At 46.2% G+C, this 25279-nt stretch carries 29 protein-coding genes and 5 tRNA genes; 13 read left to right on the top strand and 21 right to left on the bottom strand.

Annotated elements, in window-relative coordinates:
* Positions 1-36: 36 nt before the first annotated feature.
* The 3 genes from uspE to rssA all read left to right on the top strand — a co-directional run bounded on the left by uspE (position 37) and on the right by rssA (position 3013).
* The gene (gene uspE, locus FJ444_RS07230; protein WP_140957339.1) at positions 37-957 is read left to right on the top strand and encodes a universal stress protein UspE; all 921 of its coding nucleotides are present in this window, start codon (positions 37-39) and stop codon (positions 955-957) included.
* Between the two features lie 105 nt (positions 958-1062).
* Positions 1063-2001 (top strand): tRNA 2-thiocytidine(32) synthetase TtcA, encoded by a 939-nt coding sequence (gene ttcA, locus FJ444_RS07225; protein WP_140957337.1) that lies wholly within the window; start codon positions 1063-1065, stop codon positions 1999-2001.
* A 4-nt stretch (positions 2002-2005) separates the two neighbouring features.
* Positions 2006-3013, top strand: a complete 1008-nt coding sequence (gene rssA, locus FJ444_RS07220; RefSeq protein ID WP_140957335.1) for a patatin-like phospholipase RssA — start codon at positions 2006-2008, stop codon at positions 3011-3013.
* 45 nt (positions 3014-3058) lie between these two features.
* On the opposite strand, the gene FJ444_RS07215 is transcribed toward rssA, so the two are convergent.
* The 7 genes from FJ444_RS07215 to FJ444_RS07185 all read right to left on the bottom strand — a co-directional run bounded on the left by FJ444_RS07215 (position 3059) and on the right by FJ444_RS07185 (position 8421).
* The gene (locus FJ444_RS07215) at positions 3059-3655 is read right to left on the bottom strand and encodes a DUF2987 domain-containing protein (protein WP_255439065.1); all 597 of its coding nucleotides are present in this window, start codon (positions 3653-3655) and stop codon (positions 3059-3061) included.
* A gap of 35 nt (positions 3656-3690) precedes the next feature.
* Positions 3691-4482, bottom strand: a complete 792-nt coding sequence (locus FJ444_RS07210) for a glucosaminidase domain-containing protein (RefSeq protein WP_140957332.1) — start codon at positions 4480-4482, stop codon at positions 3691-3693.
* Complete coding sequence (locus tag FJ444_RS07205; protein ID WP_140957330.1) at positions 4475-5209, bottom strand: YciC family protein; 735 nt, start codon at positions 5207-5209, stop codon at positions 4475-4477. Before FJ444_RS07205 ends, FJ444_RS07210 begins: the two co-directional genes overlap by 8 nt.
* 93 nt (positions 5210-5302) lie before the next feature.
* Positions 5303-5929, bottom strand: coding sequence for a LysE family translocator (locus FJ444_RS07200; protein WP_140957328.1), 627 nt, complete (start codon positions 5927-5929; stop codon positions 5303-5305).
* A gap of 13 nt (positions 5930-5942) precedes the next feature.
* Entirely contained in the window at positions 5943-6668 is a 726-nt protein-coding gene (gene cobB, locus FJ444_RS07195) for a Sir2 family NAD+-dependent deacetylase (protein ID WP_140957326.1), read from the bottom strand.
* Entirely contained in the window at positions 6661-7506 is an 846-nt protein-coding gene (locus tag FJ444_RS07190; protein ID WP_255439064.1) for a sulfurtransferase, read from the bottom strand. Before FJ444_RS07190 ends, cobB begins: the two co-directional genes overlap by 8 nt.
* 48 nt (positions 7507-7554) lie before the next feature.
* The gene (locus tag FJ444_RS07185; RefSeq protein ID WP_140957324.1) at positions 7555-8421 is read right to left on the bottom strand and encodes a GyrI-like domain-containing protein; all 867 of its coding nucleotides are present in this window, start codon (positions 8419-8421) and stop codon (positions 7555-7557) included.
* 281 nt (positions 8422-8702) lie between these two features.
* Here FJ444_RS07185 and FJ444_RS07180 point away from each other — a divergent pair, with 281 nt between their 5' ends.
* From FJ444_RS07180 to FJ444_RS07160, 5 genes are all read left to right on the top strand, one after another.
* On the top strand, positions 8703-9851 hold the full coding sequence (locus FJ444_RS07180; protein WP_140957322.1) for a methyl-accepting chemotaxis protein: 1149 nt from the start codon (positions 8703-8705) through the stop codon (positions 9849-9851).
* An 11-nt stretch (positions 9852-9862) separates the two neighbouring features.
* Positions 9863-10696, top strand: a complete 834-nt coding sequence (locus FJ444_RS07175; RefSeq protein WP_140957320.1) for a nitrate- and nitrite sensing domain-containing protein — start codon at positions 9863-9865, stop codon at positions 10694-10696.
* 160 nt (positions 10697-10856) lie between these two features.
* Positions 10857-11627: an alpha/beta hydrolase gene (locus FJ444_RS07170; protein ID WP_140957319.1), complete on the top strand. Its 771-nt coding sequence runs from the start codon at positions 10857-10859 to the stop codon at positions 11625-11627.
* 1 nt (position 11628) lies between these two features.
* Positions 11629-12861 carry a kynureninase gene (gene kynU / locus FJ444_RS07165; protein WP_140957317.1) on the top strand — a complete coding sequence of 411 codons (1233 nt, stop codon included), beginning with the start codon at positions 11629-11631 and terminating at the stop codon, positions 12859-12861.
* 239 nt (positions 12862-13100) lie between these two features.
* Complete coding sequence (locus FJ444_RS07160; RefSeq protein WP_140957315.1) at positions 13101-13388, top strand: hypothetical protein; 288 nt, start codon at positions 13101-13103, stop codon at positions 13386-13388.
* 86 nt (positions 13389-13474) lie between these two features.
* Here FJ444_RS07160 and FJ444_RS07155 read toward each other — a convergent pair whose 3' ends face one another.
* The 9 genes from FJ444_RS07155 to FJ444_RS07115 all read right to left on the bottom strand — a co-directional run bounded on the left by FJ444_RS07155 (position 13475) and on the right by FJ444_RS07115 (position 19038).
* Positions 13475-13870 carry a hypothetical protein gene (locus FJ444_RS07155; RefSeq protein WP_140957313.1) on the bottom strand — a complete coding sequence of 132 codons (396 nt, stop codon included), beginning with the start codon at positions 13868-13870 and terminating at the stop codon, positions 13475-13477.
* Between the two features lie 325 nt (positions 13871-14195).
* Positions 14196-14282, bottom strand: a tRNA-Leu gene (locus FJ444_RS07150).
* Between the two features lie 45 nt (positions 14283-14327).
* Positions 14328-14401: transfer RNA gene (locus FJ444_RS07145), tRNA-Cys, on the bottom strand.
* Between the two features lie 57 nt (positions 14402-14458).
* Positions 14459-14534, bottom strand: a tRNA-Gly gene (locus FJ444_RS07140).
* A gap of 137 nt (positions 14535-14671) precedes the next feature.
* The gene (pgsA, locus tag FJ444_RS07135) at positions 14672-15238 is read right to left on the bottom strand and encodes a CDP-diacylglycerol--glycerol-3-phosphate 3-phosphatidyltransferase (RefSeq protein ID WP_140957311.1); all 567 of its coding nucleotides are present in this window, start codon (positions 15236-15238) and stop codon (positions 14672-14674) included.
* 96 nt (positions 15239-15334) lie between these two features.
* Complete coding sequence (uvrC, locus tag FJ444_RS07130; protein ID WP_140957309.1) at positions 15335-17152, bottom strand: excinuclease ABC subunit UvrC; 1818 nt, start codon at positions 17150-17152, stop codon at positions 15335-15337.
* 13 nt (positions 17153-17165) lie between these two features.
* The gene (gene uvrY, locus FJ444_RS07125) at positions 17166-17804 is read right to left on the bottom strand and encodes a UvrY/SirA/GacA family response regulator transcription factor (protein ID WP_140957307.1); all 639 of its coding nucleotides are present in this window, start codon (positions 17802-17804) and stop codon (positions 17166-17168) included.
* A gap of 557 nt (positions 17805-18361) precedes the next feature.
* A tRNA-Ser gene (locus FJ444_RS07120) sits at positions 18362-18453 on the bottom strand.
* 493 nt (positions 18454-18946) lie between these two features.
* A tRNA-Ser gene (locus tag FJ444_RS07115) sits at positions 18947-19038 on the bottom strand.
* 243 nt (positions 19039-19281) lie between these two features.
* On the opposite strand from FJ444_RS07115, the gene FJ444_RS07110 reads away from it, so the two are divergent.
* From FJ444_RS07110 to FJ444_RS07090, 5 genes are read left to right on the top strand one after another with little or no spacing between them, the layout of a single operon-like run.
* A complete protein-coding gene (locus FJ444_RS07110) occupies positions 19282-19947 on the top strand; it encodes a Bax inhibitor-1/YccA family protein (RefSeq protein ID WP_140957305.1) in 666 nt (221 codons plus the stop codon).
* A gap of 56 nt (positions 19948-20003) precedes the next feature.
* Positions 20004-20390, top strand: coding sequence for a sulfurtransferase complex subunit TusD (gene tusD / locus FJ444_RS07105; RefSeq protein WP_140957303.1), 387 nt, complete (start codon positions 20004-20006; stop codon positions 20388-20390).
* Positions 20390-20740, top strand: coding sequence for a sulfurtransferase complex subunit TusC (gene tusC, locus FJ444_RS07100; protein ID WP_140957301.1), 351 nt, complete (start codon positions 20390-20392; stop codon positions 20738-20740). Before tusD ends, tusC begins: the two co-directional genes overlap by 1 nt.
* Positions 20740-20997: a DsrH/TusB family sulfur metabolism protein gene (locus FJ444_RS07095; RefSeq protein ID WP_140957300.1), complete on the top strand. Its 258-nt coding sequence runs from the start codon at positions 20740-20742 to the stop codon at positions 20995-20997. The genes tusC and FJ444_RS07095 overlap by 1 nt, the downstream gene beginning before the upstream one ends.
* Positions 20982-21344, top strand: coding sequence for a TusE/DsrC/DsvC family sulfur relay protein (locus tag FJ444_RS07090; RefSeq protein WP_370298017.1), 363 nt, complete (start codon positions 20982-20984; stop codon positions 21342-21344). Before FJ444_RS07095 ends, FJ444_RS07090 begins: the two co-directional genes overlap by 16 nt.
* Before the next feature lie 54 nt (positions 21345-21398).
* On the opposite strand, the gene serS is transcribed toward FJ444_RS07090, so the two are convergent.
* From serS to FJ444_RS21790, 5 genes are read right to left on the bottom strand one after another with little or no spacing between them, the layout of a single operon-like run.
* Positions 21399-22694, bottom strand: coding sequence for a serine--tRNA ligase (serS, locus tag FJ444_RS07085; RefSeq protein WP_140957298.1), 1296 nt, complete (start codon positions 22692-22694; stop codon positions 21399-21401).
* A 10-nt stretch (positions 22695-22704) separates the two neighbouring features.
* On the bottom strand, positions 22705-23088 hold the full coding sequence (crcB, locus tag FJ444_RS07080) for a fluoride efflux transporter CrcB (protein ID WP_140957296.1): 384 nt from the start codon (positions 23086-23088) through the stop codon (positions 22705-22707).
* The gene (locus FJ444_RS07075) at positions 23085-24404 is read right to left on the bottom strand and encodes a replication-associated recombination protein A (RefSeq protein WP_140957294.1); all 1320 of its coding nucleotides are present in this window, start codon (positions 24402-24404) and stop codon (positions 23085-23087) included. The genes crcB and FJ444_RS07075 overlap by 4 nt, the downstream gene beginning before the upstream one ends.
* Positions 24404-25018, bottom strand: a complete 615-nt coding sequence (lolA, locus tag FJ444_RS07070; protein ID WP_140957293.1) for an outer membrane lipoprotein chaperone LolA — start codon at positions 25016-25018, stop codon at positions 24404-24406. Before lolA ends, FJ444_RS07075 begins: the two co-directional genes overlap by 1 nt.
* Before the next feature lie 12 nt (positions 25019-25030).
* Positions 25031-25231 (bottom strand): DNA translocase FtsK, encoded by a 201-nt coding sequence (locus tag FJ444_RS21790; RefSeq protein WP_370298020.1) that lies wholly within the window; start codon positions 25229-25231, stop codon positions 25031-25033.
* Positions 25232-25279 lie beyond the last annotated feature (48 nt).

The raw sequence follows: 25279 nt of genomic DNA, 5'->3' as shown, positions 1-25279 counted from the left end.
ATACACTCATAGAGTACATAATGTCCGGAGGCTGTTATGATCAATTACACCCATATTCTTGCTGTTGTTGATACTGAACGAAGTTCGCAACCCGCCCTTTCCCGCGCCCTTGAATTAGCCGCCAAAACCGGTGCTAATATCACTGCTTTTATGACCATTTACGACTTCTCCTACGAAATGACGACCATGCTGTCGGGTGAAGAGCGTGAAGCGATGCGAGCAGCTGTTATTAAAGAGCGCACCGAATGGCTTAAACAGCAAGTATCCGAATACGGCACAAACATCGCAGCAGTGGTGCAGTGGGATAACCGTCCCTACGAGGCCATTATTCGCCACGCAATCATCTCAAAGGCCGATATAGTGGTAAAAGCCACTCGTGCACATGATGATTTACGCTCAGTGATCTTTACCCCAACCGACTGGCACCTGGTAAGAAAATGCCCTACTCCTGTTCTGTTGGTTAAAGAGCACGACTGGCCAGCTGATGGCAACATTATTGCTGCCGTGAATGTGGGAACTGAAGATCGGGAACACGCGCAACTCAATCACAAGATCACGGAAATCGCCCGAGACTACGCATCACTGCTCAGCGGTTACGTACATTTGGCCAACAGCTACCCCGCTACTCCGCTCAATATCGCTATTGAAGTGCCGGAATTTGATCCTGAAAGTTACAATGCATCGGTAAAAAACCATCACCTTGAAGAAATGGAAAAGCACAGTTCACGCTTCGGAATACCGTTAGATCGCTGTCATGTTAAAGAAGGTCTGCCAGAAAAGGTCATTCCATTTGTGGCCAAAACCATTGATGCAGAATTAGTGATCATAGGCACCGTTGGGCGAGTCGGGATTTCTGCGGCATTAATTGGCAATACTGCAGAACACGTTATTGATGAACTGAACTGCGATGTACTCGCCATTAAGCCTGACGGATTTGAGTCACCGGTAAGGGCTTAGTCCTTACCAGTTAGCCATATAATGTTTACAGAGCACGGTCGATTCTTCTAAGCGCCCGGTGTTGATGATACAATGCGGCCTGAGCAGTTACAGGTCGCCAGATTAATGAGTTTACAGGTAAATTCTCTGGGTACGCTTGCACCGTCCCAGTCCAAACAAAAATACAATTTTAACAAGCTTCAAAAACGCTTGCGCCGCAATGTGGGCAAAGCCATCGACGACTTTGGCATGATTGAACATGGCGATAAAGTGATGGTGTGTCTGTCGGGTGGAAAAGACAGCTATACCTTGTTAGACATTTTAATGTACTTACAGCGTATCGCGCCCATTTCGTTTGACATAGTGGCCGTTAACCTAGACCAAAAGCAACCTGGGTTCCCCGAGCATGTACTGCCGGATTATTTAAAAACGCTGGGCATCGATTACCGTATTGTTGAAGAAGATACGTATTCCATAGTGAAAGACAAAATCCCGGAAGGCAAAACCACGTGTTCGCTTTGCTCACGATTACGCCGAGGCATTTTGTACAGAACAGCCACTGAGCTGGGTGCGACCAAAATTGCATTGGGGCACCACAGAGATGACATGCTGGAAACGCTGTTTTTAAATATGTTCCATGGTGGCAAGCTGAAGTCAATGCCGCCCAAGCTGGTAAGCGATGATGGCAAACATGTAGTGATCCGCCCGCTTGCTTATTGCGCAGAAAAAGACATCGAAAAATACGCACAGGCAGTCGAGTTCCCCATTATTCCTTGTAACCTGTGTGGTTCGCAGGAGAATCTGCAACGTCAGAACATCAAAATGATGTTACAGGACTGGAACCGTCGGTTCCCGGGCCGCATTGAATCCATGTTCCGCGCTATCCAGAATGTCACGCCTTCGCATTTAGTAGACAGCAATCTTTACGATTTTAAAACCATCAAGGCTACAGGCGTTGCCTCTGATGACGGTGACATTGCCTTCGACAAACCCGATTTTAGTAGTCAGATGATCACCGAAGATGTTGATGATAACGCCATTCAAATAGTTAACTTAACGGAATAAATTAATGAAAATTGGCATTGCACTGGGTTCTGGTGCAGCAAGAGGCTGGGCCCATATTGGCGTCATTCAGGCGCTGGAAAAACTGGGGGTTCGCATTGATGTAGTGGCTGGGTGTTCAATTGGTGCTTATGTTGGTGCAGCCTATGCCAGCGGCCATTTACAGGAACTCAAAGAGTGGGCCTGCTCTCTCACTGAGTGGCAAACGCTCAGTTTAATGGGTATTGGCATTCGACGAGGCGGTCTGGCAAGTGGTCAGAAGGTGTTTGATAAACTGGCAGCCGAATTCTGTGCGCCAACCTTTGAGCAAATGCAAAAGCCCTTTGCCTGTGTGGCTACCGATTTATACTCTGGGCGGGAAGTTGTGTTTAATCAGGGTGAAATTGGTAAATCTATCCAGGCGTCCTGTGCCATCCCCGCGCTATTCTCCCCCATTAGTCATGAGGATCGCTGGCTGGTAGACGGTGCAGTGGTAAACCCTGTGCCAGTGAATTTATGCCGTCAACTTGGCGCCGACTTTGTTATAGCCGTGAATTTGAATGCCGATTTTCGACCGTTACAAATTGCCAGGGAAACCCAAAAGCACAAGCAAAACCAGGAAAAGAACGAACATTTCTTTAAGAAAAGCCAGGATGTGGTTCGTCAGTGGTTTTCACCTGAAACCAAGGAAGAAAATACCAAGCAATCGCCTGGGATCCTGGGCGTAATGACGAGTTCGTTGGAAATTCTTCAGGCGCGGGTTACCCGCTCGAGATTAGCCGGCGAGCCACCAGATATTTTAATTGAGCCACCATTAACCGATGTAGGCCTGATGGATTTTCACCGGGCGACTGAGCTGTGTGAGACCGGAGAAAAAGTGATCCAGCGTCTCGCAGAGCAAATTCGCTATCAGCTGGTATTGGACGAGGTGTTACCAGCAGAACAAGTAGTAGCGCCGCTGGATGAGCAAATATCGGAAGAATCTGGTAATCCTGTTACTAAACAGGATGCCGAAACGAACGAAAGAGTCAGTTAAGTTAAGGGCGGATATTCCGCCCTTTTTCATCCGTCGTATTAAAGATTAACTTTTTGCAATCGCCGTAATACGCAGTGGTGCCTGAGGTAAAGTTATCCCTTTACCCTGTGCAAGCCAATCTTTATCAAGCATCAGCATGCCACCATTAATGCCATTGGTGCCTGGAATGGGCAGATTCAGCGATGGATCAGAAAAGCGAAATATAAGTCCGTTGACCGATGGCATCATAAATGACAAAAAACCACCCATTTCATTAAAGAATGCTTCGTATTGACGCGTGATAAAGGCCAGTTCGTCTGCGCTGTACTCGGTTTTAACGTATTGGGCCGTGGTTTCGATTTGCACCGACATATCACACAGATTGGCGGCTTCCTCCAAATCAATCAAAATAAAGGCATCAGCTAGGTTTAATGCGCGTTCTTTGGGAACCAGGAATCGTTGTTCTTCACTCACGTCAAGTGGAATGGTTTGTTTTTGGGTGATGATTTGCGCACTGTTTATTTTACACAGGCGATCCTGCCCAACACGCATAAAACCAAAGGCAAATTGCAGCGCTGCCGTGTCTTCATCACCTATTTTATTAATGTGGCTATAAAAGCGCTTGTATTCAACTTCAATGGTCTCGGCGTGAGATTGTGCCATAAAGACGCTCAAAATAAGCAAACTAAGAAAACGCGTCATTCGTTGATGTACTCCTGATTAAATCGAATCATATGCTGTAGTTCATTGACATAAGCGGCACCGCGCTCGGAATAACTCATCAGCCCTTCTGCAAGTGCCAGGCCTGTTATGGGAAGTTGCGCGCGTCTGAGTGAAGCGCGAATATGACGAAGCTCTTTATACGCGCTATGGCGATTAAGATTGCGCATGTAATGATACGTTGCGCGCGAAATGTTCTCAAACTTAGCGACTTCGTGCTTTTCTCCACTGGAACGGAGATTTGGTACAAATCCGCAGCCCTTTTTATAACACCAGAGACCGTAAAAATTATAGCCCTCGCTGGCAAACCGGGATGTGCCCCAGGCAGATTCATTTGCTGCCTGCATCAGCACCAGTTCAACAGGCAAAATATCAACGCGATTCAACAATAACTTAATTTGATCTTCAGTGCGTCTATTGTCGTCAACGCGATATTCTTTTATCAACCAGCTCAACCGTTTATCGTCTTCTCTGGTTAGGCCGTGTCCTGCATTCAATTTTCGTTGCAGCGTTTGCAGGTAGTGACGCAAACTCAGTAAATATTCATTTTGCTTTTCTACTTCAGGACGCAGGTAATTAAAAAACGCACGTTTCTTTTCGTTCGTGTCGCTGATAGCGGAAAAATCCGGTACCGGATTGGCGGCTTCTTTGGTTTCAGGGTAATCGAAGATATCAGGATCACGGCTAGCAGTTTTCCAGGCAAGGGCCACTGTGATCGCCATAACGGCAACCACAATTAGCACAATTTTGCTGGTTTCCCGCTTATGCATCCAGTAAAGAATCCTGCGATGGTGGCTGAGACGTTATGTCTGATTGAGTACCAAATAAATCATTATAAAGTTGTCCCAGCACAAGGCTGTAAATTGGGCCGACCCAAAAAATAGCTAAGCCCATGGTTAAAAACACCAACGTGAATAGCAATACAAACAAAATGAGTAGCAATAAAAACGGCAGCAGATAGCGGTTAACTACTTTGGCCGACAGAATAATTGACTGTATGACGCCTGCCCGTTGTTCAGCAAGTATCACAACTGCAAATTGGGTAACCAGATAGACGTAAATACCAGGCAAAATTAACAGCATAAAGCCAAGCTGCACCAGTAAACTGGTCAGTAGATTTAAGGTTACCAGAGCAAGGGTTAGCGAGAAGTACGCGCTCAACTCGGATACATCAGCCTGTTGGTTAGCCGACAACTTCACACCTAGCATGCGAAACCCCGCCAAAAGCGGTGACATGATCACCAGCATGATGATGTCTATCATGCCAACCGGACTGTTTTGCATACCCTCAACCGAGCTGGTATCAACATTGAATACTGACATTAATACCAATGTGCTACCCACACCAATTAACAACAGCATACCAACGGCTTTGATAAAGGTTAGCAAATTAGACTTGTACATGTCCTGACTGTTATTAAACAACGCTTTGAAATCAAATCGATATTCACCATTTAACGCGCGTTCGAGGTTACTTTTTCCTTGCTCAGGCTGCATAGTTTCCGACAAATATTATTCGTTACTGCTCTTGGCGCGCAGTATAACACCTGCACACAGCTTCCCCAACCGGCTTCAGCTTATCCCACTGGTTCACAGCGTAACTAACCTTACCGCCAAACCAATAAGCACGACGCCCATCAGCCTGTCGAGCCAGTAGCCTTTGTCTCCAATGAGCTTCACCACACTTGATGTGCTGAGCAAATACGACAACATGCAAAACCACAAGCCAGTTGCGACGGCCAGATAAATACCATAAAGCGCTTTTACCGAAGTTCGCGTATCAACGTTAATAAATGCTGTAAATAATGATAAGAAAAATAAGGTGGCCTTTGGATTCAATCCGTTTGTTAAAAAGCCATTGATCAAGGCTTTTTTCGGGCTCACTTGGGTTTGTTTTGCATCAGTACTGATATTAGCCGACGAGTTTCCTGGTTTACTTTGCAACGCACCAAAGGCCAGATACAACAGGTACGCGGCAGACAAATAACAAATCGCAGAATACAGCCAAGGTGTAGTTTTTATCACAACGCTAAGGCCAACCAGGGAGTAAGCTACATGTAATAGAATGCCCAGGCCAACGCCAACACTGGCGTACATGGCAATTCTACGCCCGTGATTGACGCTGTATCGTACAATAATCGCAAAGTCCGGCCCCGGGCTGGCAACGGCGACCAGATGTACCAGTGCGATAGTGATAAATTCGCTTAGATATTCCATTAACTTACTCTAATCAGTTGAGGTATTGCTGAATAAACTGCGATACGAAGGCTGGCAGTGTTTCTCCCGCCGGACCGGTGATGCGCTGATCAAATAAACGGTTTTGTTGACCCGGTTCCAGATTCATTTCAATGGTTTGCGCACCACTTTCTGCGGCTATGGACACAAAATTGGCAGCAGGATAAACCTGGCCTGAAGTACCCACCGCAATAAAAATATCTGCTTGCGCCAGCGCATCGATGATTGTATCCATGTGCATAGGCATTTCACCAAACCACACAATGTCTGGCCTGAGTGGTTCCGCTGGAATACAGCACCGGCAGCCGGTTGTATGATCAAAATCGTCATACCACACTCGCGATTGACCGGACGCACAACATCGCGCAGACAACAGCTCACCGTGCATGTGTAACACCCGTTCACTACCCGCTCTTTCATGCAGATCATCAACGTTTTGCGTCACTAACAGAAAGTGCTCACCTAAGCACTGCTCAAGGTCTACCAATGCCAGGTGAGCGGCATTAGGCTTAACATCGGGAGACTGCAATTGTGCCCGACGTGCATTATAAAATCGGTATACCAGCGACGGATTGCGAGAAAAGGCCTCCGGTGTAGCTACGTCCTCTACCCGGTGATTTTCCCACAGACCATTGTTGTCCCGAAACGTTTTCAAACCGGACTCGGCAGATATGCCCGCGCCAGTTAGCACCACTACGCGTGGTAATTGTGGATTAGTCATGCTTTGTAACTACCGGGAATGTGTTACCCGCGCCCCACTCTGCCCATGAGCCATCATACACAGTAACCTGCTGTGCTCCGCACTCTAATGCTGCCATTCCCACAATACACGCCGTAACACCGGAACCACAGGAACACAGTAACCGTTGTTCAAGGCGGATATTCGCATAAGAAAAATAACTTTTGAGGGTGTCGGATGATGCCAGAGATTTGTTTGCAGTTAACAACTCAGTAAATGGTACATTGACTGCGCCTGGCATATGACCACTGCGTAAACCTGCACGCGGCTCAGCTACTTCACCATTAAATCTGGGCCGGCTTCTCGCATCCAAAATAGTAACATCAGGATTATCCAAGGCATTGACTACACCATCAGAATTGCAGAACCAATCTGCTTGAGGTTGCGCCAAATATTGAACGGGCTCAATGCTTTCAGGTGATTTAAGCGACTGACTAACCGGCAATCCTTTGGCTTTCCAGGCTGGCATACCGCCATTCAGCACACATACCTGCTGATGACCGAGCGCTTTGAGCATCCACCACAAACGAGGGGCGCAAAACAAACCGTAATTATCGTACAGTAGCAAAGTAGTAGAAGCGGAAATACCAAGCCCACCCAGTAACGTGGCCATTGCTTGTGCAGATAACAGCGTATGAGGCAAATCACCGCTGTGATCACTGCCTTCGGCATCCAGGTCAATCTTAACCGCACCGGGTATATATCCGTCGCTGGCCGTGTCTTTTTCACCTGATACCGGATTGCTCATAGAAACCAGTACTACCTGAACATTGTTCAGCGTATCCTGGGAAATATCATCAACTGAAATAAAACGCTGCACTGCAATTCCTTACATTTCGTGTATTGCGGTGCAGTGTACCACTTTGTGCTATTTGAGTAATACCATGACTCGGTTTAATGATTGATTTAACGGGACATCCGGATAAAATCGAATTCGTTGAACTACGAGCGGACAATCAGCCATAACCTCGTTATTAGCAGGAATAAACTGGTCTATAAGGGTATGTGCTGCTTGCTGGATGAGATGATCGCCACCTTCAATATCCATCACGGCATAACGACCCGCTGGCAAGCTGGTTTTATACACTTTAGTGTCTGCCAGTAATGGCACAGCGCGAATAGCCTCGCACATAATATCGACTCTTACATCGCCTTGGGCTCCAAAAGGATCCTGCCAAAAGGCGTTGTAGGTCCGACTGATAGACGGCGATAGCTTATGCTGCTGTCGCCACGCGATAAATTCCCTCACAGTAACCGGAATAGAAGACGGGTTGCCTCTATGGGACATGGCATAAACCGCAACTGCAGGTAACGCTAAAATATGTGGCTCGTTGTGTTTCGCATTATCTGATTTGTTGTGTTGCTCTGTAGTGCGTTGCAACGCTGCTAACGTTTCTATATGCGGTAAATTTTCTATTTTTATATGTCGCCGTTGAAAATCAGTAGGTGTAAAGCCGGTTACCCGCTTAAACCCGCGCCTGAAACTATCAGTACTGTTGTATCCACACAAAATGGCCACATCAGTAAAACGCAGTGACTGCCTGTAATGCAATAGGTAACAACCACGATGAATCCGCAATAGTTCCACTAATTTTCCGGGTGTCATACCGGTAAGCTTACTCACTTGCCGATGAAAATGCGTTTCGCTGTACCCGAGCTCAGACGAAAGTGATTCTGTAGAAATCGGTGATTCAACATTTTCCACAATAAAGGCAATAAGGGAATGTAAATTCATTTTGATTAACAGCCTGCAAAGTTAATGACGCAAATACACACAACAGCATAAGTGAAAGTTATCGCAAATCTGCCACCGGTGTCCGACAAATACTGCCACCTTTTGAAAAAGAAATGTGCCATTTAAACGCAGCGGCGCACCACAAAAGTGCACAACAACCAAAATCAATCAAAACTCACCCATAATCCGTCGAATAATCAAGTACATTAACCCTGTTGAACATGGCGTAAAGATTGCTGTAGTCCAACTTTCAAGGAAGCCATAAGTTAAGGACACAATTTATGCTCTCATTGTTAAGATTCCCTGGCATTATTTTAATTAATGCTTTCGGGCTTAAACAAGCCGCCGTATTTGCCGTGATATTTAATTTGGCAGGTTATGGTTTTATTCTTCTTAATCCTTTGGATACCCTGGCTTTTCCACTTTCATGTGCAGCGCTAATGACCTGGCTGGTGCTGTCTATGTTGCTGTTGTTAGTGAATGAAATTGACATCATTGACACCCTGCTTGCTGAAGTGAAAAACGATCAGCAAGGTTACCAGAACCTGGTAGAGAATCCGTCAATTCTCACTCAACATGTGAAATCGGTTTTTGACATATTAAAAGAAGTCGCCAGACAACGTGATAAATTCGCAGAACATTTTTCAGAAATGAAATATTCATCTGAACAAATGATTCAATCGGCGGTAAAGGTTGCCGACAATGCCACATCACAGTCTGCCGCTACTGAGTCTACGGCAGCAGCAGTAAATGAACTAACCGCGTCACTCAATGAGATAGTTGAGAAATTTAATCAGGTAAACGATGCTGCATTACAGGCATCCAATCTGGCACAACAAGGTCATAGTTATATGGATAGCCTGGTGAATGATGTGGAACACGTGGGTAAAGACGTTGATGCCACTCACAGTGCCATTACCACGTTGGGGCAATCTATAGAAACGGTACTGTCCCTCACTGCCACTATTCAAAACATCGCTGAACAAACCAACCTGCTTGCGCTAAACGCGTCTATTGAAGCCGCTCGTGCCGGTGACATGGGCCGCGGATTTGCCGTGGTAGCCGATGAAGTGCGCAATCTGGCCTCTGAAAGCCGTCATTCTGCCGATACCATTAATCAGAGCATTGCAGAGCTGGATGCGCAACGAAAACTGGTTGCTAACAATATGCAGCGCGTTACACAACGCACTACAGACTGCCTGACCAAAGCTAAAGATGCAGCCGACATACTGGCTAATATAGAACTACAATCGGAACACTCTCGGAATCAGGTAATGGAGATCTCCGCTATTACCGAACAACAAAGCAAAGCAACAGAAGAAATTTCCCGCAGTATAGAACGCGTGGTTGAAGGTGCAGCGGCCAATGCACACATAGCAAAAGAAACGTCAGCAGTGGCAGAATATCTGCGCACGTTGTCGGCCGGCTAGGAGGAAAGCGTATGAGTATGCTTATATTGGGAATGGTGTTGTTACTGATTGGCTTGATTGCCTTTCAATGGTTTCGCAGTCGGCGTTTGTTAAAACAGCGCCTTTACAATGCGCTGGAGTTAATCGGAAGTATCAAGAAAATTATCAGTTACACTCAAAAACACCGGGGGTTAACGGCGTCATATTTGCAAGGCAACCAATCTGTTCGAAATGAATTACTTGCTCTTAAACAACATATTTCAGGCATTGCTGACCCGCTAAAACACAATGACATGCTAAAACGTGAGGAGCGTTGGGACAGTTACCAGGATCACTGGAGCCGATTAAAAGGCAATGCCGAAACTCTCACGGTAGCCAGCAGTTTTCAACAGCACACTCATTTAATAGAAACCTTGCTTTACTTGCTTGAGGATGTGGCTGAAAACATTGAATTTGGAGGCGAACAACAAGCAACGCCACAGATTCACTTTTTATGGCATGAATTTCCCAAAGTGATTGAATTTATTGGCCAGGCACGCGCTATTGGCGTTGCCGTGGCTACCAAAGGTGAATCTACTCAAATCGATAAAGTTAAACTGGGTTACCTTGTCGAGAAAATAAATACCTTGAGCAGTCAGTCGTTTGACCGCTTAACCTTGCTACAGGCAGGTTCATCCATAGCGCAAATTGAGCAAGCCAAACAAGCGTGTCTGACACTCACAAAGACAATACGGGAACAATTAATTAACGTGAGTAAAGTTACTTTGGCAAGCCAGGAGTACTTTAATCTGGCCAGTCACACTATGGATTTATGTAATACCGTGTTAGATAACGAAATTAATGCTATAAAACACAATTATCGCTAAATTCGCTTCAGTAACAGACCAATTGTTTAGGGGCACATCATGTGCCCTTTTTGTTGAATTCGTTCATTTCAATAAGGATTTTCTTATCAAAAAGCTGCTCCCTTTGTTACTGCTAACGTCAGTCGTTACGGCATGTCACACGCTTAATTCAACGGAACGCATGCCTGCTCAATCCAACGGTAGTCGGGTAAACATTCCCTACAGCGAGGTGATTGCGCTTCCCTATTCGCGGTATAGCGCAGAAGTTGCCTATGGTGAAGATCCGCTGCAACGCATTTATGTGTGGCAGGCAGCCGGCAAGGCATCCGCGACCTTGGTGTTTATTCATGGCGGCTGTTGGCTAAACGCGTTTGATTACACACACGGACAGCCAATGTTTACCGCTCTGGCCAGTGCTGGCGTCAATGTGTACGCCATTGAATATCGCCGTACAGGAGATGTTGGCGGTGGCTGGCCCGGCAGTGCAGAAGATGTTACTTCAGCTACACATCAGGCTATTAACCTGGCGAAATCCAACAACGCCAATACCCCGGTTTATCTTGCGGGTCACTCTGCGGGCGGGCATCTGGCTTTGTTAGCCGCGCAAGCTTTATCGTTGCCAGTTCGAAAGGTTATTGGCCTGGCAGCTATTACACAACCGGAACTGTACGCACAGGGCTCAAACAGTTGCGAAACCGCCACGCCACTGTTTTTTGATGGTACACCAGACGAACGCCCGGATGTATATAAAGAAGCGACACCCTCGATCGAAAATATCACGTCTCCCGTACTACTGCTGCAAGGCACAGCAGATCAAATCGTGGATGAACGACAAAGCCGGTTTCCAGGTGCTACCGTTGTAGAGGTGCCGGGCGCTGGTCATTTCGATTACCTGCATTCTGAATCCCTTGCTTATCACACTTTGTTAAACATACTGTTAAACGGACAATAAGATGCTCGAAGAAGCCCGAAAACGGGACCAACTGGATCCACTGGCTGCATGCCGTAACGAATTTGATATACCTGCTAATTGTGTTTATCTGGATGGCAATTCATTAGGTGCCCTACCTAAAGCAGCCAGAAAAAGAGCGGCTGAAGTTGTTGAGCAACAATGGGGGCGAGACCTCATTACCAGTTGGAATAAACATGCCTGGATTAACCTGCCACAGCAGTGTGGTGCGCGAATTGCGCCGCTACTTGGCGCTAAGCCAAGTCAGGTTATTTGCTGCGATTCCATTTCGGTAAATTTATTTAAGGTGCTTTGTGGTGCGCTGGCAATGCAACCGGGCCGAACCAAAATTGTTACCACGGCCGATAATTTCCCAACGGACGTGTATATAGTGCAGGGAATTCATCAATTATTGGGCGAACAGCGCTGCCAACTCATTACTGTTAACGAATCCGACATTGAGTCGGCGTTAAACGATGATGTTGCCATATTACTGTTAACACAGGTAAATTTTCGCACCGGACACCTGCTTGATATGGCAAGGATAACGCATGCCGCTCATCAGCACGGTATACTCACAGTGTGGGATTTAGCCCACTCTGCAGGCGTAATACCCATAGAGTTGGCGCGGTGGCAGGTAGATTTTGCTATTGGCTGTACCTACAAATACCTCAATGGTGGACCAGGCGCACCGGCATTCATGTATGTAGCTGAACGTCATAGTAATGCGTTTATTCAGCCCATTACCGGCTGGATGGGCCATGCTACTCCATTCACGTTTAGTGGGGGTTATACTCCACACGAGAGTGTTACGCAAAGTTTGGCTGGCACCCCACCTGTTATCTCCATGTCAGTTTTGCATGCTGCGCTGGAAATGTGGAGTAACATTGATATTCAACACGTCAGGGATAAGTCGATTGCCTTGGGCGAATTCATGCTGTTGTGTTTAGCCCACTTACACCTAACCGATGAACTGCAATTAGCAAGCCCATTAAACCCAGCGCAGCGAGGCAGTCAGTTAGCGTTCCAGCATGAGCATGCTTACGCCATTTGTCAGGCCTGGATAGCAGAGGGCGTGATTGCCGATTTCCGGGCACCGAACATTTTGCGGGTTGGCTTTGCCCCACTCTACATTGGATATGAAGAGGTGTGGTTGGCCTGTGAGAAATTACAGCACATTATTCAACAGCGCCGCTACCTCGAGCCCGAATTCCAGACGAAGCACGCAGTAACTTGAAGTGAAGGCCTGAAACGAACACTCAGGGTGATTAATGGGGAATATGCGGTATAAAAGACGGCATTTCCCATTTCTCCTATTTCTCCAATTTCTCCCATTTCACATAGCAATTGCGAATTGGTAATTCATTAGTTAATTGGGTGGATATTATTAAATATAAGAAATGGTGCCCGGGGCCGGACTTGAACCGGCACGCTTTTACCAGCGAGGGATTTTAAATACTCTCAAACCTTTCAATAATGGATGAATATATTCTTCACGAGTTACAAAAAGTGCTTCCATTTGGCGCTCCAAGAGCTAAACCTGAAGATATCAAAATAAGGTTAGAGGATTACCTCAAAATGCGAAATTTGGCCTCGGAATCGGAGCCACAGCTCAGATCAAAAATTGGTAAAGCACTTAAATGTTTAAAAACACCTAAGACCGGAAAACGAGGTGTGAATATGATGTATCAATTTCCAAAACCTAACGAAATGAGACTCCAATTTGCCAAGAAGCTAGGTGTACATCCTGATGATCTCTTTTAACGGTTTACCTGTCCTACCTGCACCCGAGTTTGGGACAGGTGGGACAGGTGGGACAGGTGGGACAGGTTAAGTGCGATTTTTATAATCTACGCTTTATCAAATGCCTTTTTGAAATTCTTTGCTTGCTGGTGAAAGCGAATATGTTCAGGATGCTTTAACTTACGCCGAGTGCTGTATTTGGGCGTAATATAACCCCAGTCTGCTCTTTTAGAGAAGTAGATAACAAAATCAATATCGTCTTCTTCACTCCACTGAGGGATCACAACAATATTTTCGTCGCTAGTATCCACAGATTTGACTTGAATGCGATAAAAATGATTTCCATCTGAAATGAGTACGTCCGTCTTTGCACCATGATCGACATACGGTGCGTAAACTTCCCATCCATCACGCTGCAGCCAAGTGCTGACAAGGTGTTCAAACGAGGTGTTTTCGTAATATTTACGAGCTTCTTTTGAAATTAATTTAGATTTAATTGGCATTGAAATAGAGTTCCAAATCACCTGAAGCACTCTTGGTCGGGGTGTTCAGCGCCTATCAGCTTTAGGGCTAATACGCAATTTGGACCTACAAAACAAGCTTAAGCTTGAATCTCTAAAACAATGGAAGGCCATTCCTGCTGCCTATGCTCATGCAACTACAGCATTAATGATTCGACGTCCTTTGGACGGTAAGTCAGATTAAATGTTCCAGTTTAATATAATAGACATTCTGAAAGGACACAACTGTCCATTATAAATGTCTACTATACGTCTACAATGACATATTATTTTTAGTTTTGTTAGTGGATACTATCGATATATGAAATGGTGCCCGGGGCCGGACTTGAACCGGCACGCTGTTACCAGCGAGGGATTTTAAATCCCTTGTGTCTACCAATTTCACCACCCGGGCTTGGGTTGCACTTAAGTGCTGGTGTGGGCTGGTTGCCCGAAATAATGGAGGCGGAACCCGGAGTCGAACCGAGATCCACGGATTTGCAATCCGCTGCATAGCCATTCTGCCATTCCGCCATTGTTGCGTAACAACTCAAGGCTAAACCTTATTTATAACGCAAACCATTCGAGAATTGGAGCGGGAAACGAGACTCGAACTCGCGACCCCAACCTTGGCAAGGTTGTGCTCTACCAACTGAGCTATTCCCGCTTCGAATGTGGGAGGCATTCTACCTGCCCAAACAAATGTGTCAACAACAAAAAATCCCTTTCGCCGCGTTTTTAACCAAAAAAAGTTTGTTTGCTTATAATTCGGTCATTTCGGTGTAAATTCAACCTTTTCGCTACTCAGGATTTACCCGCTAGGTGCGGCCACGCGGCCTTTGTATACACAACCATAGACCAAACAGACAGCACAGTAGCAATATAAAGTAATCCATAACCCAGCGTTACCCAGTAAATTGGAAAACCCATAAAACTTTCTAAACCAGAAAGTAAGCCAATTAAGGCTAACATTTGCGCCATGGTTTTGGCTTTACCGATAAACGATACCTGCACAGTATCCCTTACGCCTTGTGATCCCATCCACTCTCGTAATGCCGAAACATAGATTTCGCGGATCAACAATAGAATAGCCGGAATAGTAATAAAAACAGAATCGTAAGTGTGTGTAATCATGAGCAAAGCCGCCGCAACAATAAGTTTATCGGCCACTGGATCTAAAAAGGCACCGAACGGCGTAGATTGCTCAAGTTTGCGAGCCAGATATCCATCGAACCAATCGGTAATAGCAGCAAACCAAAAGATAAACGCGCCAACCTCGTGCGCCCAGCGCCAGTCGAGGAAATACACACATACAAATACGGGAATAAGTACTACCCGAATCAGGGTAATAATGTTTGGAATTGTCCACATACACAACTCAGAAGGGATCCTTATTATTTCATCGTATTGTCACACGATATGCCAAATTAAGGAAGTTGGAATCAAACAGTGACGGATTATATCCGTTTAATTGTGTAAATGATCGTAGATGGTTTCAGCCAGTTCTTCACTGATACCCGGCACACTGGCAATTTCGCTTTTGCTGGCTTTCTTCAACCCCTGCAAGCCACCCATGTACTTCAATAGGGATTGGCGACGCTTAGCGCCAATGCCCGGGATAGACTCCAACGCACTGGTGGTCTTTACCTTCTGACGGCGGTTTCTGTGGCCAGATATAGCAAACCGGTGCGATTCGTCGCGAATATGCTGAATAAGATGCAGCCCCGGCCTGTCTGCATTCATAGGAATGGTGTCGTGAGAGTCAGCCAGGATCAAGGTTTCTAAACCTGGTTTTCGGGTGGTGCCTTTGGCAACACCTATAAGAAAAGGCTTCTTATCGTAAGGCCATTCAGCAAAGAATTGTTCCGCTTGTGATAACTGCCCTTTCCCACCGTCGATAAACAAAATGTCAGGAATTTTTTCCGCATCCTGCACATTTTTGTAGCGTCGGGCGAGCGCCTGCGCCATGGCCGCATAGTCATCGCCCGGCGTGATCCCTTCAATATTATAACGGCGGTAATCACTTTTAAGTGGCCCTTCGCGATTAAATACCACACACGATGCTACCGTTTGCTGACCCGAGGTATGGCTAATATCAAAGCATTCCATACGCTGAATCGGGCTTTCCCATTCCAGCGCCTCTTCCAAATCAACATATCGGGCAAAGACTGATTTTTGTTGTCCGTATTGCGCTTCCAGCGCATTCAGTGCATTCACCTGAGCTAATTGTAAATACTGACGTTTTTCTTCCCGGGCCCCTTTAAAAAACTTCACCCGATAACCGGCTTCCTGACTTAATAAATCAGCAATCGCCGACTCATCACTGAGTTCCTTTGGAAGCACTATTTGTTTGGGAATAACTTTATTGCCCGCTAAATAGAATTGCAGCAGGAAAGCTTCAAAAATCTCATCTTCGGTTGCGGTAGACGGTACTTTTGGGAAAAACGCTTTACTGCCAAGTAACTGACTATCGCGAATGAACATTACCTGTATACAGGCCATATTGCCTTTAAACGCAAAGCCAAAGATGTCCATTTCATCCTGCGTACCTGCTACCCACTGGCGCTCCTGCACTTTACGCAGCGCATTAATTTGGTCGCGATATCGAGCCGCAGCTTCAAAATTTAGCTGCTGGCTGGCAGCTTCCATTTTATCTACCAGTGAATTAATCACCTGTTGGTTTTTGCCTTTCAAAAACAACCGAACCCACTGCACCTGCTCTGCGTATTCGTTGTCGGTGACATAGCCTTTTACACATGGCGCAGAGCAGCGTTGCATTTGATACTGCAAACACGGTCTACTGCGAGCCCGGTAATAACTGTCTTCACACTGGCGAACCGGAAATAACTTTTGCATCGAGCGCAGGCTTTCCCGCACTGCCCAAGCGCTGGGGTACGGACCAAAATATTCCCCTTTTTTCTTTTGCGGGCCGCGATGAAAAGACAATCTGGGATGTTCGTGATCAGACAGGTAGATAAAAGGATAAGATTTATCGTCGCGTAACAATACGTTGTAACGCGGCCGGTATTTCTTAATAAAGTTGTTTTCAAGCAGAAACGCTTCGGTTTCACTGTTCACCACAGTGACATCCATTTGCGCAATCTGACTTACCAGCGCCTTGGTTTTTGGGCTGTCTACGGTTTGTTTAAAATAACTGGAAACGCGATTTTTGAGGTTTTTTGCCTTTCCTACATAAATTACATCACCAGCCTCGTTATACATTCTGTATACACCAGGCTGGTGAGTCAGTGATTTCAGAAAAGCCGTTGCGTCAAAAGCACTCATCTATAAGAAAGACTTACACCAAATCAATGAGTTTGTGGCGCAACGCCAGGTGCGTCAACTCAACGTCTGTGCTGATATTGAGCTTTTCGAATAATCGGTAACGGTAAGTATTAACAGTTTTAGTAGCAATGTGCAGTTGCTCGGCAATGTCCGGTACTTTCTGGCCTCGCGTAATGCGCATTGCGATATCAAGTTCACGACCCGACAGTTCAACAAACGGATTTTCGTTGTCAGGCATTAATTTACTCATCGCAATACGCTGAGCTATCTCGGTGCTAAGGTATTTCTGGCCAGCAGCAACTTTGTAGATCGCATCAATCATTTCAGTAGATTCGGCATCTTTAGTTAAAAAACCAAATGCCCCCGCCTGGATGACCTGAGAGGGTATAGGATCTTCTTTTTGCATAGACAAGCCAATTACGCGTATATTTTCTCCAATACGCATAATTTGTCGTGTTGCTTCCATTCCCCCCATGCCAGGCATGTTCAGGTCCATAAGCACCACGTCCGGTGCATACTTTCGGCAGTATTTAACCGCTTCCTCACCGTCTTTTGCTTCACACACTATTGAAAAATCAACCACATCTTCAAGGATGCGTTTGATGCCTGTTCTCACCAGGTCATGATCATCAACCAATGCAATTTTGATCATGTGAATCTCACTTTGGCTATTTATAGTCGTTATTTGGAATTGTCCAATACCCTCACCCGCTTAATCACGTCGCGAGCAAATTGCACCCATTCCTGTGCCTGTAGCCATGATAATCAATATTGAATAGGAAGGTAAGTATTTAAGTTAAGCAAATTAACTTTTTGCTGCAAATGTCACCAAACGCAATGACGTTGAGAAAAAGAAACATTATACATCTCTAACAAAGCACTAATTCGACGGGTAGATCGCAGTGTACAAATCGACTTTCCTGTCGATTTGTAAAACCCCAACGGGGGTCTCACCCGCACGGTTTGCCTATATGTTTTTTTCAGACAATAAAAAACCCGCAATTATGTGCGGGTTCTTTGTGTATGGCGGAGAGTGAGGGATTCACTCGCGCCGTCCATGGCGCTCGCCCTGCGGGCAGCCAAAGGCTGTGCAAATCGACTTTCCTGTCGATTTGTCAAACCCCAACGGGGGTTCTCACCCTCACGGTTTGCCTATATGTTTTTTTCAGACAATAAAAAACCCGCAACTATGTGCGGGTTCTTTGTGTATGGCGGAGAGTGAGGGATTCGAACCCCCGGAAGGTTTAACCCTTCGCCTGATTTCAAGTCAGGTGCATTCAACCGGGCTCTGCCAACTCTCCAAGTGATGCGTATCTTAATGATATTTTTGTGACTGTAAAGCGAAACTTTTATAAAGCAAACTGTTTGCTTATAAAACCATCACAAATAAGGTTTAGCGGTTATATTTGTATCTGTGATAGCAATTTCACAAGTATCATTTTCATTCAAACCGAATCACAAAGTCTCGGTTTGCCCAAATACAGTGTAGAAATATGGTGCATTTAATTCTAACCCGTTGATTAAAATTCGTGTGCTCACCCTCACGGTTTGCCTATATAACTTTTTCAGACAATAAAAAACCCGCAACAGTGTGCGGGCTCTTTGTATATGGCGGAGAGTGAGGGATTCACTCGCGCCGTCCATGGCGCTCGCCCTGCGGGCAGCCAAAGGCTGTGCAAATCGACTTTCCTGTCGATTTGTCAAACCCCAGCGGGGGTTCTCACCCTCACGGTTTACTTATCTGTTTTTTTCAGACAATAAAAAACCCGCAACTGTGTGCGGGTTCTTTGTATATGGCGGAGAGTGAGGGATTCGAACCCCCGGAAGGTTTAACCCTTCGCCTGATTTCAAGTCAGGTGCATTCAACCGGGCTCTGCCAACTCTCCAAGTGCTGCGAATGTTAATGATATTTTTGTGGCTGTAAAGTGTTATTTTGCAAATTGCGGTTTGTTTGCTTGAGATTTATGCAAATCTACCTCGAATTTTATAAAAATCATTAAAAAGTAAACAATTCATTACTTTGATAACGTTTAGCTATTGAAATTCGGAACTAAAACCCATACAAATGCACTAAACTATAGCGTAATATGGTTTGCAACTTAGTTAGGTCTATCCTATTGGAGGAAACAATGGATAATCGTTCGGTGTATTCAACTGCATCAACACAGTCGGTTTTGGAAACCAACAAAGTACTTCGCAATACTTACTTACTGTTGGGCATGACCCTGCTGTTCAGCGCGGTATGTGCTGCAATCACTATGGCAATGGGTATTTCGCCTATGGTATCGCTACTGATGACCATTGGCGCGTTTATCACATTGTTTGTTGTTAATAAGAAAGCAGATACTGCATCAGGTATTTACTGGATCTTCCTGTTTACCGGGTTAATGGGCGGTTCTTTAGGTTACACACTTAACTTCTATCTGGGTGTTGCTGGTCCAGGCCTGATTATGGAAGCACTAGGCGGTACAGCCTTGATCTTCTTCGCATTGTCGGCTTACGTTCTGACTACCAAAAAAGACTTTTCCTTTATGGGCGGTTTTTTAATGATTGGTATGCTGGTTGTGTTGGTTGCCGCCATTGCAAATATTTTCTTTTCAGTGCCTGCGGTTCACTTGGCCATTAGCTCAGCGATTATTTTCCTAATGTCAGGCTTCATACTGTTTGATACCAGCCGTATTATCCACGGTGGCGAAACAAACTACATTCGCGCTACGGTAGGTTTGTACCTGAACATCTACAATATTTTCGTATCACTGTTGCACATTTTAGGTGTGTTCGGTAGCGACGATTAATAAGCGTGCTTAAAGCTTAACGAGAAACACCCCGTTAAGGGGTGTTTTTGTTTACTATGACAACTATCTCTGTGCTGGTTACCTGCTCTCCTGAGCAAATAAACACAAGTCTCAATGCGTTAGCCTATTGTGAAGCTCTTGCTCAACACGCGACAATTGGCCAGGTTTTCTTTTATCAGCAAGGCGTTTTACACGCCAATGGCATGATTGCACCAGGTACCGGGGACATACATTTACCGACGCGCTGGGCTACTCTGGCTAATCAATTCAAGTTTCCTTTGCGTGTATGCGTAGGCGCAGCAACCAAACGCGGTATCATCGATCAAGAACAAGCGGATGAGTTGGGCATATGCCAACCCACCCTTCACAGCAGTTTTGAACAGGTTGGGCTGGGTGAATTCTTTAGTGAATTGCATCAGTCATCTAAGTTGGTACAGTTCTAATGGCTACTATTGCAGTTATCCTTACCAACCCGCCATATGGCAATACAAACGCTTCTGAAGGCGTTGAGTTTGCGCTGGCGTCCACCAATTATGGTCATGAATGCAGCGTTTTCTTTGTGGGTACCGGCGTATTGCAGCTTATGGCAAATCAACAGCCAGCCACACAAAAACACCACGCAAAACAGTTAAAGGTGATGCCCTTTTACGACATTGAAGACTGCTATGCATGTGCGGCCTCCTTGCTTAAGCACAATATCTCAGTAGATACAGTGCCAATCGATATTCACCCTTTAACACCGGATGAATTACGTGCAACCCTGGCCACCTTCGATCACACGGTAACATTCTGATGCTAATAGTAATTAACCAATATTGTGATCTGAATGAGCTGGCAGCATTACTGGATGGACAAGCCGAAACTGCCACCATTATTTGCTGTGCTGATGGCGTGTACCTGACTGAACATATTATTAAAAGCTGGCCTCTCCTCTCTTGTTATGCCCTGACCGATGACTGTACCAGCCGGGGAATTAAAGCGTCTCAGACCATGAGTTTTTCAGAATGGGTAGCACTTTCATTACAACATAAACAATGGGTAGCACTTTAACCATGAGTCAGGCATTTTCATTTGAGTTTAAAGGCAAGGCTATCGCAACCGACAAACAAGGTTATTTGCTGGATTACTCACAATGGCATCAGGATATGGTGCCCGTATTGGCCGAGCAGGAAGGGATTGAATTAACTGATGCACATTGGGAAGTGGTGCGATTTGTTCGCGAATTTTACGAAGAGTACGAAACCAGCCCGGCGATCCGAGCCCTGGTTAAAGCTATGGCAGAGAAATTTGGCCCGGAGAAAGGCAACAGCCGCTATTTACAGCGGCTGTTTAAAAAGGGGCCAGCCAAACAAGCTACAAAGTTGGCGGGGCTGCCTAAGCCTGCCAAGTGTTTGTAGGCGCATTTAATAGCCTACAAACTACTTTTAACGATATTTAGGCGCCTATGCGAATTACTTCGCAGTAATCTCAGTTACGCCACCCATGTAGCTTACCAGTGCTTCAGGCACTTTTACCGAGCCGTCTGCTTGCTGGTAGTTTTCCAGAATCGCAACCAAAGTACGGCCCACTGCCAGACCTGAACCATTTAACGTGTGTAGCAGTTCCGGCTTATTGGTTTCCGGGTTCCTGTAGCGAGCTTGCATACGGCGGGCCTGGAAATCCAGCATGTTTGAACATGATGAAATTTCCCGATAGGTATTTTGCGCAGGCAGCCACACTTCTAAGTCGTAGGTTTTGCAAGAACCAAATCCCATATCGCCAGTACACAGCAACACTTTACGGTAAGCCAGTCCAAGCTTTTGCAAAATCGCTTCTGCATGTCCCGTTAGCTCTTCCAGGGCATCAAAGCTATCTTCTGGCTTCACCAATTGCACCATTTCCACTTTATCGAACTGATGCTGGCGAATAAGCCCCCGTGTATCACGGCCATAACTTCCCGCTTCACTGCGGAAACATGGCGTGTGTGCGGCCATCTTAATCGGCAACTCTTTGGCTGCAAAAATTTCATCGCGGGCCAGGTTGGTTAGCGGCACTTCAGCAGTTGGGATCAGTGATAACCCCTGGCCCTCTTCAGTAGCAGGTTTGGTATGAAACAAGTCAGCACCAAACTTAGGTAACTGGCCGGTGCCATACAAACTGTCTGCATTTACCAGATAGGGAACATACATCTCCTGATAGCCGTGTTCATTGGTATGCACATCTAACATAAACTGCGCGAGTGCACGGTGCAAACGAGCAATCTTGTCGCGCATAACTACAAAGCGGCTACCGGTTAATTTAACCGATGCTTCAAAATCCAGGCCTTTATTTAACCCTTCAGCGATGTCTACATGATCTTTCACGTCAAAATCGAACTGAGGAATATCACCCCATACCAAAATTTCCTGGTTTTCGGTTTCGTCTTTACCTACAGGCACACTTTCATGTGGCAGGTTTGGAATACCTTGCATTAACGCAGTGACTTCGGTGAGTACTTCGTTTAGTTCTGCTTCTGCAGCGCTTAACTTGTCACCCAGATCCGCCACTTCGGCCAATAATGGCGCAATGTCCTGTCCTTGTGCCTTAGCTTTACCAATGGATTTACTTCGCGTGTTGCGCTCGTTCTGCAGCTCCTGCGTTTTAATTTGCAGGGCTTTGCGTTTTTCTTCAAGGGCGTTAAAAGCTTCGACATCCAACGGGAACCCGCGACTAGCCAGTCGCTCAGCCGTTGAGTTAATGTCACTACGCAAACACTTTGGATCTAACATGTGAGTTTCTTTATCCTTTGGTTAATTCCACGGCAAGCCAGGCTGCTAGCAGGCAAGCACAAACGTTCAGTAATATATTGGCCAGTGCCTTAAGCCACAGACCATTTTCCAATAAGGTAAGGGTTTCAATAGTAAAGGTTGAAAACGTGGTTAATGCGCCCAACAACCCTACTCCAATTAACGCTCGGTACGGCTGTTCCGCCAAATCACCTCGTTCGATAAACCCATACAGGGTCGCCAGTAAAAAAGAGCCGACCACATTGACGGCAAGTGTACCAAAGGGCAAGGCTTTTCCAAACCAGGAATCGATTAAACCCGTACAGAAAAAACGCAAACACGCGCCTACTGCACCGCCACTGGCAATAAAAAGATATAAAGTCAGAGTATGCGTCATGAAGGCTTCCGTTTGTTATGACTTTGAAGATTGAGTTCGTCCAGATAATCACGCTTGGCTTTGAGGGCTTTTTCAAGACCTCGCTCGCTGGGAGTATAATAACGCGTTTCGGCCAATTCAGGCGGTAAATACACTTCTCCCGCTGCAAAGGCATAGGGCTCATCATGTGCATACCGGTACTCCGCGCCATGCCCCATTTCCTTTAACAGTTTGGTCGGTGCATTGCGCAAATGCACCGGAACCGGATAATCCGGGTGTTCACGTGCATCACGCATGGCTTGTTTAAACGCAACGTAAACAGCATTACTTTTAGCCGCAAGCGCACAATATACCGCAGCTTGGGCAATGGCGCGCTCGCCCTCTGCGGGCCCGACGCGGTGATATACATCCCAGGCATTGACTGCTATTTGCATGGCACGCGGGTCGGCGTTGCCTATGTCTTCCGACACAATGGCCAGCAGTCTGCGCGCCACGTACAGTGCATCGCCACCGCCATTCAGGATACGGGCATACCAGTACAAGGCCGCGTCAGGATCAGAGCCCCGCACCGATTTGTGAAAGGCCGAAATCAAATCGTAAAAGGTATCGCCTTGTTTATCGTAACTGGCAACTTTTTCTCCTACCGCTTGTTCAATATCTGCCAGTGAAATCTCACTGCCCTCAGTAAAATCACTGGCCAGTTCAAGGTAAGTGAGCAGCCGGCGCCCATCACCTGCCGACAACCCAATTAATGCTGAGCGGGCATCACTGGCAATACCAAGGTGTCGATTACCCAATCCTTTTTCGACATTGCCCAGTGCACGATCTAACAACGCGCTTAACGCGTCATCATCAATGGCTTTAAGTACATAAACGCGAACACGCGATAACAACGCATTATTGAGTTCAAATGAGGGATTTTCGGTGGTTGCACCAACAAATGTAACCAGCCCTGACTCAACAAATGGCAGGAAGGCATCCTGCTGCGACTTGTTAAAACGGTGAACTTCGTCAACGAACAACAAGGTTCGCTCACCCATCGACTGGTTTTGCTCGGCCTGATCCACCGCAGCGCGAATGTCTTTCACGCCGGAGGTCACCGCTGAAAGCCTGATAACCTGCGCCTTAGTGTAACGCGCAATCAGCTCTGCAAGGGTGGTTTTGCCGGTTCCCGGCGGCCCCCATAAGATCATAGAATGACAATGCCCGGATTCGAGCATTTTACGCAGAGGCTTGCCCTGCCCAACCAAATGTTGTTGCCCGACATAGTCGTCCAACAATTGCGGACGCATACGGGCTGCCAGCGGCTCGTACTGTGGTTGGGCAAATAAGGTCATTATCGCTGGTCGTCCAGCATGAAGCCATCTGGCACGTTTACGGTAAACTGCTCAGGTGATATCACCGCGTTGAATTTTCGCTTACTGAACTGGATCACGCTCTGTTGCTTCTGACTGTCCAACATAACTAAGCCTGTTAAGCCGGCTTCATCAAACTTCACGGTTAATGTACGAATTTGACCATTGCCAGCAGTAGGCGACACATTGAATGCGTTGTTGTCTACTTGAGTTATGCTGTATTGCTGCCACAGTTCATCACTATTACTGGTAAGCAGTACCATTGGGTTATTTTCTATCGCCTGCTGCTGCGACATTACAGTAACCTGCTCCACAAAGAAATCGACATGCCACACCGATTCACCATCTGCAATTAATGATGTTTCATCTGGCAATACGGTTTCCCAGCGCAATTTGTTCGGACGCGTCATGGTAATGGCGCCCTGTGCTTCATGTACCGTTTCGCCCTGCTCGTCTTTTACTGTTTGACTAAATTCAGCGTTAAACGACTTCAAACCCGATAAACGCAATTTTAACGATTCCGCATCATCAGCAACGGCATAACCTGCAAACACTAACTGGCTTAACACCAACAACGTTTTAACGTATTTATTCATAACTTTCCTGTATTAATCCCGGGGAGCAGGTGGCGCTAACACTTCACGGTTGCCGTTATGCCCTGCAGCACTGACGACACCACTTTGTTCCATTTGTTCCACCAATCGCGCCGCTCTATTGTAACCAATTCTGAATTTTCGCTGCACGCTGGACACAGAGGCCCGTCGGGTTTCAGTAACAAATGCCACGGCTTCATCGTAAAACGCATCCATTTCCTGATCCGCCCCTTCAGGCTGTTCTCCAGGTAACAGAATTTCAGC

Origin of the sequence: Aestuariibacter sp. GS-14, assembly GCF_006494365.1 — a bacterium.
Taxonomy (GTDB): domain Bacteria; phylum Pseudomonadota; class Gammaproteobacteria; order Enterobacterales; family Alteromonadaceae; genus Alteromonas; species Alteromonas mangrovi.
This window is presented reverse-complemented; position numbering and strand designations above follow the sequence as displayed.

Bases quoted from the DNA above. Each gene is read 5' to 3' on its own strand.
- uspE (WP_140957339.1), top strand. From the start codon at position 37: ATGATCAATTACACCCATATTCTTGCTGTTGTTGATACTGAACGAAGT.
- ttcA (WP_140957337.1), top strand. From the start codon at position 1,063: ATGAGTTTACAGGTAAATTCTCTGGGTACGCTTGCACCGTCCCAGTCC.
- rssA (WP_140957335.1), top strand. From the start codon at position 2,006: ATGAAAATTGGCATTGCACTGGGTTCTGGTGCAGCAAGAGGCTGGGCC.
- FJ444_RS07215 (WP_255439065.1), bottom strand. From the start codon at position 3,655: ATGGCACAATCTCACGCCGAGACCATTGAAGTTGAATACAAGCGCTTT.
- FJ444_RS07210 (WP_140957332.1), bottom strand. From the start codon at position 4,482: ATGCATAAGCGGGAAACCAGCAAAATTGTGCTAATTGTGGTTGCCGTT.
- FJ444_RS07205 (WP_140957330.1), bottom strand. From the start codon at position 5,209: ATGCAGCCTGAGCAAGGAAAAAGTAACCTCGAACGCGCGTTAAATGGT.
- FJ444_RS07200 (WP_140957328.1), bottom strand. From the start codon at position 5,929: ATGGAATATCTAAGCGAATTTATCACTATCGCACTGGTACATCTGGTC.
- cobB (WP_140957326.1), bottom strand. From the start codon at position 6,668: ATGACTAATCCACAATTACCACGCGTAGTGGTGCTAACTGGCGCGGGC.
- FJ444_RS07185 (WP_140957324.1), bottom strand. From the start codon at position 8,421: ATGAATTTACATTCCCTTATTGCCTTTATTGTGGAAAATGTTGAATCA.
- FJ444_RS07180 (WP_140957322.1), top strand. From the start codon at position 8,703: ATGCTCTCATTGTTAAGATTCCCTGGCATTATTTTAATTAATGCTTTC.
- FJ444_RS07175 (WP_140957320.1), top strand. From the start codon at position 9,863: ATGAGTATGCTTATATTGGGAATGGTGTTGTTACTGATTGGCTTGATT.
- FJ444_RS07170 (WP_140957319.1), top strand. From the start codon at position 10,857: ATGCCTGCTCAATCCAACGGTAGTCGGGTAAACATTCCCTACAGCGAG.
- kynU (WP_140957317.1), top strand. From the start codon at position 11,629: ATGCTCGAAGAAGCCCGAAAACGGGACCAACTGGATCCACTGGCTGCA.
- FJ444_RS07160 (WP_140957315.1), top strand. From the start codon at position 13,101: ATGGATGAATATATTCTTCACGAGTTACAAAAAGTGCTTCCATTTGGC.
- FJ444_RS07155 (WP_140957313.1), bottom strand. From the start codon at position 13,870: ATGCCAATTAAATCTAAATTAATTTCAAAAGAAGCTCGTAAATATTAC.
- pgsA (WP_140957311.1), bottom strand. From the start codon at position 15,238: ATGTGGACAATTCCAAACATTATTACCCTGATTCGGGTAGTACTTATT.
- uvrC (WP_140957309.1), bottom strand. From the start codon at position 17,152: ATGAGTGCTTTTGACGCAACGGCTTTTCTGAAATCACTGACTCACCAG.
- uvrY (WP_140957307.1), bottom strand. From the start codon at position 17,804: ATGATCAAAATTGCATTGGTTGATGATCATGACCTGGTGAGAACAGGC.
- FJ444_RS07110 (WP_140957305.1), top strand. From the start codon at position 19,282: ATGGATAATCGTTCGGTGTATTCAACTGCATCAACACAGTCGGTTTTG.
- tusD (WP_140957303.1), top strand. From the start codon at position 20,004: ATGACAACTATCTCTGTGCTGGTTACCTGCTCTCCTGAGCAAATAAAC.
- tusC (WP_140957301.1), top strand. From the start codon at position 20,390: ATGGCTACTATTGCAGTTATCCTTACCAACCCGCCATATGGCAATACA.
- FJ444_RS07095 (WP_140957300.1), top strand. From the start codon at position 20,740: ATGCTAATAGTAATTAACCAATATTGTGATCTGAATGAGCTGGCAGCA.
- FJ444_RS07090 (WP_370298017.1), top strand. From the start codon at position 20,982: ATGGGTAGCACTTTAACCATGAGTCAGGCATTTTCATTTGAGTTTAAA.
- serS (WP_140957298.1), bottom strand. From the start codon at position 22,694: ATGTTAGATCCAAAGTGTTTGCGTAGTGACATTAACTCAACGGCTGAG.
- crcB (WP_140957296.1), bottom strand. From the start codon at position 23,088: ATGACGCATACTCTGACTTTATATCTTTTTATTGCCAGTGGCGGTGCA.
- FJ444_RS07075 (WP_140957294.1), bottom strand. From the start codon at position 24,404: ATGACCTTATTTGCCCAACCACAGTACGAGCCGCTGGCAGCCCGTATG.
- lolA (WP_140957293.1), bottom strand. From the start codon at position 25,018: ATGAATAAATACGTTAAAACGTTGTTGGTGTTAAGCCAGTTAGTGTTT.
- FJ444_RS21790 (WP_370298020.1), bottom strand. From the start codon at position 25,231: ATGGATGCGTTTTACGATGAAGCCGTGGCATTTGTTACTGAAACCCGA.